Genomic DNA, 11,921 nt, shown 5'->3' with positions numbered 1-11,921 from the left:
CCCGGCACGCAACGCGGACACCGCGGCCGGCACCGACGGCGAGGCCTGAGCCGCGAACGCGGGCCGCACGCCCGCGACCCGGAACCGCCGCGCCCACGACGACGCGACCGCCGCCACGGCCGCGTTGGCCGGCGCGTGCGACGACCCCGCAGCCGCCAGCACCACGCCGAGCGAGGGATCGTCCAGGGACACGCCCGTGCCGGCGAGCCGGCGCAGCGCCACGGCGGACAGCCGCTCGTCCGGGCCGAGCACTCGGGACACCGACACCGACAGCCGAGGCAGCCTGGCGTGCGCCTCGGTCACCAGCCCCGGCAGGTCGACGCGGGCGTGGTACGCCGACCCGAGCAGCAACGGCACGACCACGGCGTGCTGGTGCCCGTCCGCCGCGAGCGCGGACAGCACGTCGAACAGGCGTGGCGCGGACAGTTCGAGGAACGCCGCACGCACGTCGAGACCGGGCTCGCGCGCACGCACCGCGGCCAGCAGCTCGGTCACGCACGCGGCCGACCGCGGATCCCGGCTGCCGTGCGCGACGGCGACGAGGGGCGGGCTCACAGGGCCCCGGTCAGACCGCGTGCCCGCAGCACGCTCCGCTCCAGCGGCCGGAACACCAGCAGCTCGATCCCGATGCCCACGAACAGGATCAGGATGATCGCCGCCATCACCATCGACATGTCCGACAGCGACATGCCGTTGTGGAGGAACTGCCCGAGCCCCACCCCGAGCTGCGGTGACGTCGCGATCAGCTCGGCGGCCATGAGCGAGCGCCACGAGAACGCCCAGCCCTGCTTGAGCCCACCGAGGAACCCGGGCAGCGCGGCCGGCAGCAGGATGTGCCGGGCGGACGCCAGCCGGCCCGCGCCGAGCACCTTCCCGACCCTGGGCAGGATCGGCGGGATCTGGTCCATGCCGGACACGAGCCCGTTCGCGATCGACGGCACCGCGCCGAGCAGCACCACGAAGTAGATCGACGCGTCGGTCAGGCCGAACCACAGGATCGCGGCCGGCACCCACGCCACCGACGGCAGGCTCTGCAGGCCGGACACGATCGGCCCGATCCCGCGCCGCACGATGCTGAAGTTCGCGATCAGCAGGCCGAGCGGGATGGCGACGACCACCGCGACGACGAACCCGATCACCGCGCGGTGCACCGACGTCCACAGGAAGCCGACGATGTCCCCGTTCGCGACGATCTTCCAGATCGTCGCCCACACGTCGGCCGGCGCGGGCAGCTTGTACTCCGGCCAGAACGCGGCCGCCCACAGCGCCTGCCAGATCGCGACGACCAGGACCAGCACGAGGACCGGCGGCCACAGCTGGCTCAGGAACCTGCGGGTCCAGCTCCGGGCGTCCGAGGCGGATCGGGTGGGCGTGTCGAGCGCGTCGAGACCGGCTACGGACGCGGCGTCGTCGACCTCGGCCGCGCCGGTGTCCTCGACGGTCTCGGCCGGGCTGGTGCCCTCAGGCATGGCTGCTGATCACCTCGTGCAGGCGTCTGTTGATCTCGTCGACCACCACGGCCTGCTCCGGCGCGTCCAGGTCGTTCACATGCCACTCCTGCACGACCCGGCCCGGCCGCGACGACAGCAGCACCACCCGCTGCCCGAGGCGCACGGCCTCCCGCACGTCGTGCGTGACGAACAGGACCGCGGTCTCGGTCGCGCGCCAGATCCGCACCAGCTCCGACTGCAGCACGTCCCGGGTGATCGCGTCGAGCGCGGAGAACGGCTCGTCCATGAGCAGCAACGAGTTCGCGTCACCGTCGACGGCGGACGCGAGGGCACGCGCCAGCGCGACCCGCTGGCGCATGCCGCCGGACAGCTCGTGCGGCCGCTTGTCGCCGACGCCGGCGAGCCGCACCAGCGCCAGCAGCTCGCCGGCCCGCGCCCGCCGCTCCGCCCGTCGAACGCCGGCGAGGCGCAGCGGCAGCTCGACGTTGCGCGAGGCCGTCAGCCACGGCATCAGCGCGGCCTCCTGGAACATGACCGCCGGCCGCGACGTGTTCAGCTCGATCTCGCCGGCCGACTGCTTCTCCAGGCCGGCCACCAGGTTCAGGACGGTCGTCTTGCCGCACCCGGACGCGCCGAGCAGGCACACGAACTCGCCGGGCGCGACGTCGAGGTCGACCCCGTCGAGCGCGGTGACCGCACGCCTGCCCTGCCCGAACGTCTTGCCAACGCCGGAAAGACGCACGGCGTAGTCGGTTCGCACCCCGGTTTCGAGCGTCGCGGTCATGGCTCGCCTCCCCTAACTACTTCTTGTCCAGGCCGCCGGCGTCGACCTCCGGCTTGCCCGCTTCCCTGAGCACCGCGTTGAGCTGGGTGAGGTCGGCGAAGCCGCCCACCTCCGGTGCCTTCTCCGCGATGCCCGCGGTCACCTGGTCCTGGGCGAGCTGCTTGAACTGGCCCGCGATCGGGTCGAACGTGAGCGTGATGTTCGACCACGCCCGCTTGATGGTCTCCGGCTTGAGCGCCTTGCCCGTCAACGCTTCCAGCTGCTTGTTGACCGCGGCCTGCGCGTCCTCGGGGCTGTCCTCGGCGTAGCCGATCGAGGCGACCAGGCCCTTCAGGAACGCCTTGACGGTCTGCGGGTGCTCGTCGAGGAACTCCGTGCGCACGACGAGGACCGTGGTCGGGAACTTGCCGTCCGGCCACAGTTCCTTCTCGTCGAGGAACACCTTCGCGCCCGCCTCCAGCACGAGCCGGGACGACCACGGCTCCGGCAGCCAGGCCGCCTGCACCTGACCGCCCTTGAAGGCGTCGAGGGTCTGCGCGTTCTCCATGTTGGTGACCTGGACCTTGCCGGTGAGGTCCTTGCCCGCCAACCACTTCTTCAGCGCCACGTCCTGGGTGTTGCCGAGCTGCGGGGTGACGACCGTCTTGCCGGCCAGGTCCTCCGGCTTGCTGATGTCCGACGTCGTCACCAGCTGCGCGCCGCCGGAGGTGACGCCGGAGATCAGCCGGACCGCCTTGCCGTTGGACTTGGCGTAGGCGTTGATGGCGGGACCCGACCCGATGAAGCCGATGTCGAGCGAGCCGCCCAGCAGCGCGGACACCTCGTTGGGGCCGGCGTTGAACTCCTGCCGCGTCAGCTTGGTCTTGCCCAGCTCCTTCTCGAACAGGCCCTTCTCGAGACCGATCAGCGCGGGGGCGTGGGTGACGTTGGGGAAGTAGCCGAGCCGCAGCTCGGCCGCCGCTCCCTGGTCCTGTGCGGCCGTGTCGCTGGTGTCCTCGCCTTCGTCGGCCCGCGAACATGCCGTGGCGAGCAGGGATAACGCGGCTATCGTGGCGAGGACTGAACGGGTGCGCACAGGGATCTCCTAGTCCTTGTCGAGCAACGGAAGCGGTGCCCCGACCAACCCCGCGGCCAGCGTCGTGCCGTCGGCCGGGTCGATCACCAGGAAGGCGCCCGTCCGGCCGTGGCTGGTGTAGTTGTCGACCGGCAGCGGCTCGGCCGTCCGCAGCGACACCTGGCCGATCTCGTTGAGGGTCAACGTGGCTGGGTTGTCCTGGGTCGACAGCTTCTGCTCGTCGAAGCGGGTGCGCAACTCGGTGACCACAGCCTGGACGGTCCTGGCCCCGGACTTGACAAGGACACGCGCACCTGGCCGCAGCGGCTTGTCCGCGAGCCACGCCAGGGTGGCGCCCAGCTCGTCGGTCAGCTCCGGCGGTTCGGTGGCACTCGCGATCACGTCGCCACGGGAGATGTCGATGTCGTCGGCCAGCAGCAGCGTGACCGAACGGCCGGCGGCCGCCTCGGACAGCTCGCCGTCCGGCGTGTCGATCTTCGTGACCGTGGTCCGCACTCCGGCCGGCAGCACGACGACCTCGTCGCCCGGCCGGATCGTGCCGGCGTTGACCTGACCGGCGTAGCCGCGGTAGTCCGGGTGCTCCGGCGTGCGCGGGCGGATCACGTACTGCACGGGGAACCGGAACGGCGCCTCGTGCGGATCCGGTTCCACCGGCACGTTCTCCAGGTGCTCCAGCAGCGTCGGCCCGACGTACCAGGGGGTGTGCGGCGAGCGCCCGACCACGTTGTCGCCCCGCAGCGCGGACACCGGGATCGCGAGCACCGTGCCGAACGGGTAGCCGAGCGTGGTCGCGTGGTGGGTGAACTCCTTGGCGATCACCTCGAACGTGCCCTCGTCGTAGTTCACGAGGTCGATCTTGTTGACCGCCAGCACGAGCCGGGGCACGCCCAGCAGCGCGAGGACCGCCGCGTGCCGCTTCGTCTGCTCCACCACGCCCTTGCGGGCGTCCACCAGCAGGATCGCCAGCTCGGCCGTTGACGCGCCGGTCACCGTGTTGCGCGTGTACTGCACGTGGCCCGGGGTATCGGCGAGCACGAACGAGCGCCTGTCCGTGGCGAAGTAGCGGTAGGCGACGTCGATCGTGATGCCCTGCTCGCGTTCCGACCGCAGCCCGTCGACGAGCAGCGAGAGGTCCGGCGTGGTCAGTCCTTTGTCGACACTGGCCCGGTGCACGGCGTCGAGCTGGTCGGCGAGCACGGACTTCGTGTCGTACAGCAGCCGGCCGACGAGCGTCGACTTGCCGTCGTCGACACTGCCCGCCGTGGCCAGACGAAGGAGGTCGGACATCAGAAGTATCCCTCCCGCTTGCGATCCTCCATCGCCGCCTCGGACAGCCGGTCGTCCGCGCGGGTCGCGCCGCGCTCGGTGAGCCGGCTCGCGGCCACCTCCGCGATCACCTCGTCGAGCGTCGTGGCCGTCGACTCGACCGCGCCGGTGTACGAGCCGTCGCCGACCGTGCGGTAGCGGATCGTCTTGCGCAGCAACGCCTCCCCGTCCCGCGGGCCGCCCCACGGACCCTCGGCGAGCCACATGCCGTCGCGTAGGTAGACCTCGCGCTCGTGCGCGTAGTAGATCGACGGCAGCTCGATGCCCTCGCGGGCGATGTAGCGCCACACGTCCAGCTCGGTCCAGTTCGACAGCGGGAACACGCGTACGTGCTCGCCCGGCCGGTGCCGCCCGTTGTACAGGTTCCACAGCTCGGGGCGCTGCCGGCGCGGCTCCCACTGGCCGAACGCGTTGCGCAGGCTGAAGATCCGCTCCTTGGCGCGGGCCCGTTCCTCGTCGCGGCGCCCGCCGCCGAACACCGCGTCGAACCGGTGCTCGGTGATGGTGTCCAGCAGCGGCACGGTCTGCAGCGGGTTGCGGGTGCCGTCCGGGCGCTCGGTGAGCCGGCCGTCGTCGATCCAGTCCTGGACCTCGGCGACCACGAGCCGCAGCCCGTACCGCTCGACGACCCGGTCGCGGAACTCGATGACCTCGGTGAAGTTGTGCCCGGTGTCCACGTGCAGCAACGGGAACGGCACCGGCGCGGGCCAGAACGCCTTGACCGCCAGGTGGAGCAGGAGCGTGGAGTCCTTGCCGCCGGAGAAGAGGATCACCGGCCGGTCGAACTCGCCGGCCACCTCCCGCATGATGTGGACCGCCTCGGACTCCAGGCGTCCCAGGGAGTCCAGTGTCGCGGGGATGGTCGCGGTCATCCGTGCAGCCCGCACTCGGTCTTGGCGAGGCCTGCCCAGCGGCCGCTGCGGGCGTCCTCGCCCGGCAGCGGCTTCGCGGTGCACGGCGCGCAGCCGATCGACAGGTACCCCTCGCCGACGAGGGGGTTCTCCAGGATGCCGTGGCTGTCGATGTACGCGCGGAACTCCTCGTCGGTCCACGGCGCGATCGGGTTGACCTTCACCAGGTTGTTGCGGTCGTCCCACTGGACTGTCGGCGTGTTCGCGCGGGTCGGCGCGTCGACCCGGCGCACGCCGGTCACCCAGGCGTCGTAGTTCGCGAGCGTCTTGCGCAGCGGCACGACCTTGCGCAGGAAGCAGCACCGGGTCGGGTCGGTCCTGTTCAGCGGCCCGAACTCCGCCTCCTGGTCGGCCACCGACTGCTCGGCCTCGGCGTTGACGATCCGGATCGAGGGGTAGGTGACCTCGACCGCGTCCCGGGTGCCGATGGTCTCGGCGAAGTGGTAGCCGGTCTCCAGGAACAGCACGTCCACGTTCGGTTTCGCCCGCACGGCGAGGTCGACCAGCACGGCGTCCTGCATGTTGGCGGCGACGATGAACCTGTCACCGAACGTCTCCGCCGTCCATGCGAGAGCTTCCGCCGCGGTGGCGTCGGCCAGCTCCACCGATGCTTCCTCCGCGAGGCGCTTGAGGTCCTTGGTCGCGGTGGTCACTTGGTCACCTCTTCCAGTGCTGTCTGTCCAGCGAGGTTCAGTCCCACGAACTTGACGGTGAACACGCGCCGGCAGCCGGTACACAGCCACGCGGCATGGGGTTCCTCCTGCGGGCGGAGGTCCTCGTCGCCGCAGTACGGGCAGTAGAACGGCGTCGCGCGCTCCGTCATTTGAGATCGTCTTCCGAAGCGCGCGCCACCCACTGCGGGAAACGCTCGTCCGGCTTGCGGTCGGCGACGTAGTTGCGCACCACGCGCTCCACGTAGTCCGGCAGCTCCTCCGCGGTCACCTTGTGGCCACGCAGTTTCCGGCCGAACCCTGCGTCGAGGCCGAGCCCGCCGCCGAGGTGGACCTGGAAGCCCTCGACCTGGTTGCCGTCGGCGTCGGTGACGATCTGGCCCTTCAGCCCGATGTCCGCGGTCTGGATGCGGGCGCAGGAGTTGGGGCAGCCGTTGATGTGCACGCTGATCGGCGTGGTCACGTCGCCGGTGATGTCCTTGAGCCGGTCCTCCAGCGCCGACACCAGGTTCACCGCGCGGGCCTTCGTCTCGACGATCGCGAGCTTGCAGAACTCGAGGCCCGTGCAGGCCATCACGCCCCGCCGCCACGGCGACGGGTCGGTCTGCAGGCCCAGCCCGGCGAGCGCCGTGCGCAGGTCGTCCACCTCGGACCTGGGCACGTCCAGCACGATCACCTTCTGCAGCGGCGTGAACCGGACGCGGCGCGAGCCCGCCTTCTCCGCGGCGTCGGCCACGGCGACCAGGGTGCTGCCGGAGACCCGGCCGGCGATGGGTGCGGCGCCCACGTAGAAGTTGCCGTCCTTCTGCTGGTGCACGCCGATGTGGTCGTGCGGCTGGTCCGGCACCTTCGGCGCGGGACCGTCGATCAGCTCGCGCTTGAGGTACTCGGTCTCCAGGACCTCGCGGAACTTCTCGGCACCCCAGTCCTTGACGAGGAACTTCAGCCGCGCGCGGTTGCGCAGGCGGCGGTAGCCGTAGTCGCGGAAGACGCTGATCACGCCGGTCCACACCGCCGGCACCTCGTCCAGCGGCACCCACGCGCCGAGCCGCACGCCGATCATCGGGTTGGTGGACAGCCCGCCGCCGACCCACACGTCGAAGCCGGGGCCGTGCTCGGGGTGCTCGACGCCGACGAACGCGACGTCGTGTACCTCGTGGGCGACGTCCGGCAGGCCGGAGATCGCGGTCTTGAACTTGCGCGGGAGGTTGGCGAACTCCTTGGCGCCGATGTAGCGGCGCCTGATCTCGTCGATGGCCGGCGTGCCGTCGAGAACCTCGTCCTCGGCGATGCCGGCGACGGGGGAGCCGAGGATCACGCGCGGGCTGTCGCCGCACGCCTCGGTGGTGGTGAGGCCGACACCCTCCAGCTTCTGCCAGACCGCCGGCATGTCCTCGATCCGGATCCAGTGGTACTGGATGTTCTGCCGGTCGGTGATGTCCGCGGTGTCGCGTGCGTACTGCCGCGACACCTCCCCGATGACGCGCAGCTGCTCGGTGGTGACGGCGCCGCCGTCGATGCGGACCCGCAGCATGAAGTAGCTGTCGTCCAGCTCCTCGGGTTCGAGGGTGGCGGTGCGGCCGCCGTCGATGCCGGGCTTGCGCTGGGTGTAGAGGCCGAACCAGCGGAACCGACCACGCAGGTCGCCGGGGTCGATGCCGTCAAAGCCGGTGTGCGCGTAGATGTTCTCGATACGTGCGCGGACGTTGAGCGGGTTGTCGTCCCTCTTGCTGCGTTCGTTCGGGTTGAGCGGCTCGCGGTACCCGAGCGCCCACTGGCCCTCACCGCGGCGTCGCGGCGCTCGCCTGGGCGTGGTGGGAGTTGACACCCGTCGGTCCTCCGGACTTCCAGGGCACTCGCGCGCGCCGGGGAACCCTCGGGAACAGCGGGTTGGGCCGACGCACCCGGGCGCCGACTCGATCAATACGGCGGCGACGGGTCAGGTGACCCGACGGCACATCGCGCTGGAGACGCGAACGAAATCCACGTGGCGCCTGGCCACCAGCAGGATCTCGATCGCACTCAACACGATTTCCAGCGTGCCACGTGCCCACGTTGTGGTCCAATGCGATCCGTATCGTGAGACACGGTGACCCGGGTCATAGGTCGGCGCCGCCCAGCGTACGCCGGATGGCGGTAGCGCCGTGCGCCATCAGTCGCGCGACGTCGCCGGCGCGCTCGTCGGGCAGCAGGTCGACGAGCCAGACGAACCGGCAGCCGGTCGGTCGCGGAAGCACCTGCGCGGTGCCCTGGTAGTGCGTGAACCCGTCGACGATGGCGTAGCTGAGCCGGCGGTGCTCGTCGTCGACGCCCACCAGCAGCTCGCGCACGGTGAGTCCGGTGCTGAAGGTGATCACCCGCTCCCGGCCGTCCGACTCACAGGCGGTCACGAAGCCCCTGACCAGGCGTTCGTGGAGGGCGCCGAAGTCGCGAAGCGCGTCCCAGGCGGTGTCGGGGTCGGTGTCGAGTTCGATGTCCTGTCGCAGAGTCGCCACGGCACCGGAGTCTTGTGCCCGCGGGCGCCGCGGTCTTGAACTTCCTTGCACCGTCGGTGCCCTGCCGTACCGTCCGGCGCGTGGAGTTCACGGAGCTGGCCGGACGGGCTGACCTGGGCGTGTGGGCGGCGCGCTGTCCTGGTGGGCACGCGGGCTGGTCGGTGTCCGAGCCGCGGGGCGACTACCGCCTGGTGCTGGTACGCCGCGGCCGGTTCCGCCGGCGCGTGGCCGGCTCCGTGGTCGACCTGGACCCGACGGTCGCCTACCTCGGCGCACCCGGCGAGGACGAGAGCTTCGCGCACCCGGCCGGCGGGGACGTGTGCACGTCGGTCTCGATGTCGGCCGCCCTGGGCGAGCGGCTGGCCGGCGCCGCCCGCCCGCTCGTGTACGTGGACGCCCGGGTGGACCTCGCGCATCGCCGCCTGCTGGCGGCCACGTCCGCCGACGTCGAGTACGGGCTGGTCGAGGCGTTGCTCGGGCTGCTGGCCGCCGCCCCGGTGCACGCGCGACCGGCGGACCGGACGTTGGTGGCCAGGGCACGCGAGGCACTCGCCGCCGACGACCCGGCGGCCAGCGACCTGCTGTCCCTCGCCGCGACGCTCGGGGTGTCGCCCTACCGGTTGAGCAGGGCGTTCACCCGTTCCCTGGGCATCTCGCTCACCCACTACCGCAACCGCCTACGGGTCGGCAGGGCGCTGGACCGCCTCGAGGCCGGCGAGCAGAACCTGTCCCGACTGGCCGCGGACCTCGGCTTCGCCGACCAGGCACACCTGTCCCGCACGGTCCGCGCCCACGCCGGCCACACCCCGACCAGCCTCCGCAGGCTACTGGCGCGGCCAGCGGAGAGTGGTGCTCAGCGGTTGACGTCGCGGACGGCGCCGTAGGAGGCGTCGGTCGTCATGCGGGCGTAGGCGCGTAGGGCGGCGGTCACCGGGCGCTGGCGGTCCTTCGGTTGCCACGGGCGCTCGCTGGACTCCATCTTCGCCCGGCGGTCGGCCAGGACGTCGGCGGGGACCAGCAGTTCCAGCTTGCGCTCGTGCACGTCGATGAGGATGCGGTCGCCGTCCTCGACCAGGCCGATCAGGCCGCCGCCCGCCGCCTCCGGGGAGATGTGGCCGATCGACAGGCCCGAGGTGCCGCCGGAGAAGCGGCCGTCGGTGATCAGTGCGCACTTCTTGCCGAGGCCGGCGCCCTTGAGGAAAGCGGTCGGGTGCAGCATCTCCTGCATGCCCGGGCCGCCGGCCGGCCCCTCGTACCGCACGACCAGGACCTCGCCGGGCTGGATCTCCCGCTTGAGGATCACCGAGACGGCCTCCTCCTGGCTCTCGACCACGCGGGCCGGGCCCTCGAAGTGGAACAGCTCCTCCTCGATGCCCGCGGCCTTGATCACCGCGCCGTTCTCGGCCAGGTTGCCGCGCAGCACGGCGAGGCCACCCTCGACGGTGTACGCGTGCTCGACGTCCCGGATGCAGCCTCCGGCGGCGTCGGTGTCCAGTGCGGACCAGCGGTTGGACGTCGAGAACGCCTTCGTCGTGCGGACTCCGCCGGGCGCGGCGTGGAACAGCTCGACGGCCTCCGCCGACGGCGACGACGCGCGGATGTCCCACGTGGACAGCCACTCCGCCAGCGACGGCGAGTGGATCGTGTGCACGCCCTCGTTGAGCTTCCCGCCGCGCCACAGCTCGCCCAGGATCGCCGGGATGCCGCCCGCCCGGTGCACGTCCTCCATGTGGTAGCTGGAGTTCGGCGACACCTTCGACAGGCACGGCACCCGCCGGGAGATCTCGTCGATGTCGGTGAGCGTGAAGTCGACCTCACCCTCCCGCGCGGCCGCGAGGATGTGCAGCACGGTGTTGGTGGAGCCGCCCATGGCCATGTCCAGCGCCATGGCGTTCACGAACGCGTCCCGCGTCGCGATCGACCGCGGCAGCACCGAATCGTCGTCGTCCCGGTAGTAGCGCGTGGCCAGCTCCATCACGGTGGTGCCGGCCCGCTCGAACAGCGCGCGCCGGGCGGCGTGCGTCGCCAGCGCGGAGCCGTTGCCCGGCAGCGCGAGACCGAGCGCCTCGGTGAGGCAGTTCATCGAGTTGGCGGTGAACATGCCGGAACAGGATCCGCAGGTCGGGCACGCGGACTGCTCGACGGCGGTGAGCCCGATGTCGTCGACGTTGTCGTTGGCCGACGCGGAGATCGCGGTGATCAGGTCGGACGAGTTGTGCGCGACCCCGTCCACGACGACCGCCTTGCCGGCCTCCATGGGCCCACCCGACACGAAGACGGTCGGGATGTTCAGCCGCATGGCCGCGTTCAGCATGCCCGGCGTGATCTTGTCGCAGTTGGAGATGCACACGAGCCCGTCGGCCGCGTGCGCGTTGACCATGTACTCGACACTGTCGGCGATGATCTCCCGGGACGGGAGCGAGTACAGCATCCCGCCGTGCCCCATGGCGATGCCGTCGTCGACCGCGATGGTGTGGAACTCCCGCGCGATGCCACCGGCCGCCTTGACCGCCTCGGCCACGATGTCGCCGAGGTCACGCAGGTGCACGTGCCCGGGCACGAACTGCGTGTAGGAGTTCGCGATGGCCACGATCGGCTTGCCGAAGTCGCCGTCGGTCATGCCGGTGGCACGCCACAGCGCACGGGCACCGGCCGCGTTGCGACCGTGGGTGGTGATGCGGGAACGGAGCTCAGGCACGGCTCCTCCTGTACTCGATCGTTACTTACTGTGCCCATCGCGCCTGGTGAGCGCGTCCATGATGGACTCGCGGTGTTGCCACGTTACTCCAGTTGCTCACGCACCCGGTCCAGCGCGGTCAGGAGGTCCTCCCAAGTCGCGTTCTGGGACAGGGACGGATCGTAGTTCTCTCGAAGGCGTCGGTAGATCGCCGTGGCTTCGGTGTAGGCGGCCAGTGCACCGTCGAACTGCTTCTGCGCCTCGCGGACAAGCCCGACCTTGTTGAGGGAGATGGAGAGGTCGCGGAGTGTTTGGGGTGTTTCGCCGTAGTGGTTGTGGATGCGGCGTCGTAGGGCGAGTGTTTCGTTGTAGTGGGTGAGGGCTTGGTCGAGTTGGCCGCGTTGCCGGTGGATGTCGCCGACCTTTTCCAAGGAGATGGAGAGGTCGCGGAGTGTTTGGGGTGTTTCGTCGTAGTGGTTGTGGATGCGGCGTCGTAGGGCGAGTGTTTCGTTGTAGTGGGTGAGGGCTTGG

Annotated in this window: 14 protein-coding genes; 1 reads left to right on the top strand and 13 read right to left on the bottom strand. The window is 70.8% G+C overall.

The annotated features are described in order from the left end of the window. The 11 genes from ACJ73U_RS12925 to ACJ73U_RS12875 all read right to left on the bottom strand — a co-directional run. Positions 1-555, bottom strand: a 555-nt coding sequence (locus ACJ73U_RS12925; RefSeq protein ID WP_407777828.1) for a sirohydrochlorin chelatase, incomplete at its 3' end; no start/stop codon positions are given. Further along, positions 552-1,469 (bottom strand): ABC transporter permease, encoded by a 918-nt coding sequence (locus tag ACJ73U_RS12920; RefSeq protein WP_407777827.1) that lies wholly within the window; start codon positions 1,467-1,469, stop codon positions 552-554. The genes ACJ73U_RS12925 and ACJ73U_RS12920, both read right to left, overlap by 4 nt. Next, the gene (locus ACJ73U_RS12915; protein WP_407777826.1) at positions 1,462-2,235 is read right to left on the bottom strand and encodes an ABC transporter ATP-binding protein; all 774 of its coding nucleotides are present in this window, start codon (positions 2,233-2,235) and stop codon (positions 1,462-1,464) included. Before ACJ73U_RS12915 ends, ACJ73U_RS12920 begins: the two co-directional genes overlap by 8 nt. A 16-nt stretch (positions 2,236-2,251) precedes the next feature. Beyond that, positions 2,252-3,310 carry an ABC transporter substrate-binding protein gene (locus tag ACJ73U_RS12910; protein ID WP_407777825.1) on the bottom strand — a complete coding sequence of 353 codons (1,059 nt, stop codon included), beginning with the start codon at positions 3,308-3,310 and terminating at the stop codon, positions 2,252-2,254. A gap of 9 nt (positions 3,311-3,319) precedes the next feature. Beyond that, positions 3,320-4,597 (bottom strand): sulfate adenylyltransferase subunit 1, encoded by a 1,278-nt coding sequence (locus tag ACJ73U_RS12905; protein ID WP_407777824.1) that lies wholly within the window; start codon positions 4,595-4,597, stop codon positions 3,320-3,322. Next, on the bottom strand, positions 4,597-5,508 hold the full coding sequence (gene cysD / locus ACJ73U_RS12900; protein WP_407777823.1) for a sulfate adenylyltransferase subunit CysD: 912 nt from the start codon (positions 5,506-5,508) through the stop codon (positions 4,597-4,599). The genes ACJ73U_RS12905 and cysD overlap by 1 nt, the downstream gene beginning before the upstream one ends. Next, positions 5,505-6,200, bottom strand: coding sequence for a phosphoadenylyl-sulfate reductase (locus ACJ73U_RS12895; protein ID WP_407777822.1), 696 nt, complete (start codon positions 6,198-6,200; stop codon positions 5,505-5,507). Before ACJ73U_RS12895 ends, cysD begins: the two co-directional genes overlap by 4 nt. Beyond that, positions 6,197-6,370, bottom strand: a complete 174-nt coding sequence (locus ACJ73U_RS12890; protein ID WP_407777821.1) for an Insertion element protein — start codon at positions 6,368-6,370, stop codon at positions 6,197-6,199. The genes ACJ73U_RS12895 and ACJ73U_RS12890 overlap by 4 nt, the downstream gene beginning before the upstream one ends. Then, positions 6,367-8,046, bottom strand: a complete 1,680-nt coding sequence (locus tag ACJ73U_RS12885; protein WP_407777820.1) for a nitrite/sulfite reductase — start codon at positions 8,044-8,046, stop codon at positions 6,367-6,369. The genes ACJ73U_RS12890 and ACJ73U_RS12885 overlap by 4 nt, the downstream gene beginning before the upstream one ends. A 111-nt stretch (positions 8,047-8,157) precedes the next feature. Beyond that, positions 8,158-8,247 carry a putative leader peptide gene (locus tag ACJ73U_RS12880; RefSeq protein WP_407777819.1) on the bottom strand — a complete coding sequence of 30 codons (90 nt, stop codon included), beginning with the start codon at positions 8,245-8,247 and terminating at the stop codon, positions 8,158-8,160. Positions 8,248-8,317: 70 nt separating this feature from the next. Continuing rightward, complete coding sequence (locus tag ACJ73U_RS12875) at positions 8,318-8,713, bottom strand: SRPBCC family protein (protein ID WP_407777818.1); 396 nt, start codon at positions 8,711-8,713, stop codon at positions 8,318-8,320. 80 nt (positions 8,714-8,793) lie between these two features. Between ACJ73U_RS12875 and ACJ73U_RS12870 the strand changes: the two genes are divergently transcribed. Next, a complete protein-coding gene (locus ACJ73U_RS12870) occupies positions 8,794-9,597 on the top strand; it encodes a helix-turn-helix domain-containing protein (protein ID WP_407777817.1) in 804 nt (267 codons plus the stop codon). Here ACJ73U_RS12870 and ilvD read toward each other — a convergent pair. Together ilvD and ACJ73U_RS12860 are read right to left on the bottom strand one after the other, a co-directional pair. Beyond that, on the bottom strand, positions 9,567-11,411 hold the full coding sequence (gene ilvD, locus ACJ73U_RS12865) for a dihydroxy-acid dehydratase (RefSeq protein ID WP_407777816.1): 1,845 nt from the start codon (positions 11,409-11,411) through the stop codon (positions 9,567-9,569). The two genes, ACJ73U_RS12870 and ilvD, sit on opposite strands and share 31 nt — an antisense overlap. 83 nt (positions 11,412-11,494) lie before the next feature. Continuing rightward, the coding region (locus ACJ73U_RS12860; protein ID WP_407777815.1) for a tetratricopeptide repeat protein at positions 11,495-11,921 on the bottom strand (427 nt) is incomplete at its 5' end.

It is taken from the genome of Actinophytocola sp., from assembly GCF_045807065.1.
Lineage (GTDB): Bacteria > Actinomycetota > Actinomycetes > Mycobacteriales > Pseudonocardiaceae > Actinophytocola.
The sequence above is the reverse complement of the archived record's forward strand: the minus strand, read 5'-3'. Positions and strand labels throughout refer to the sequence as shown.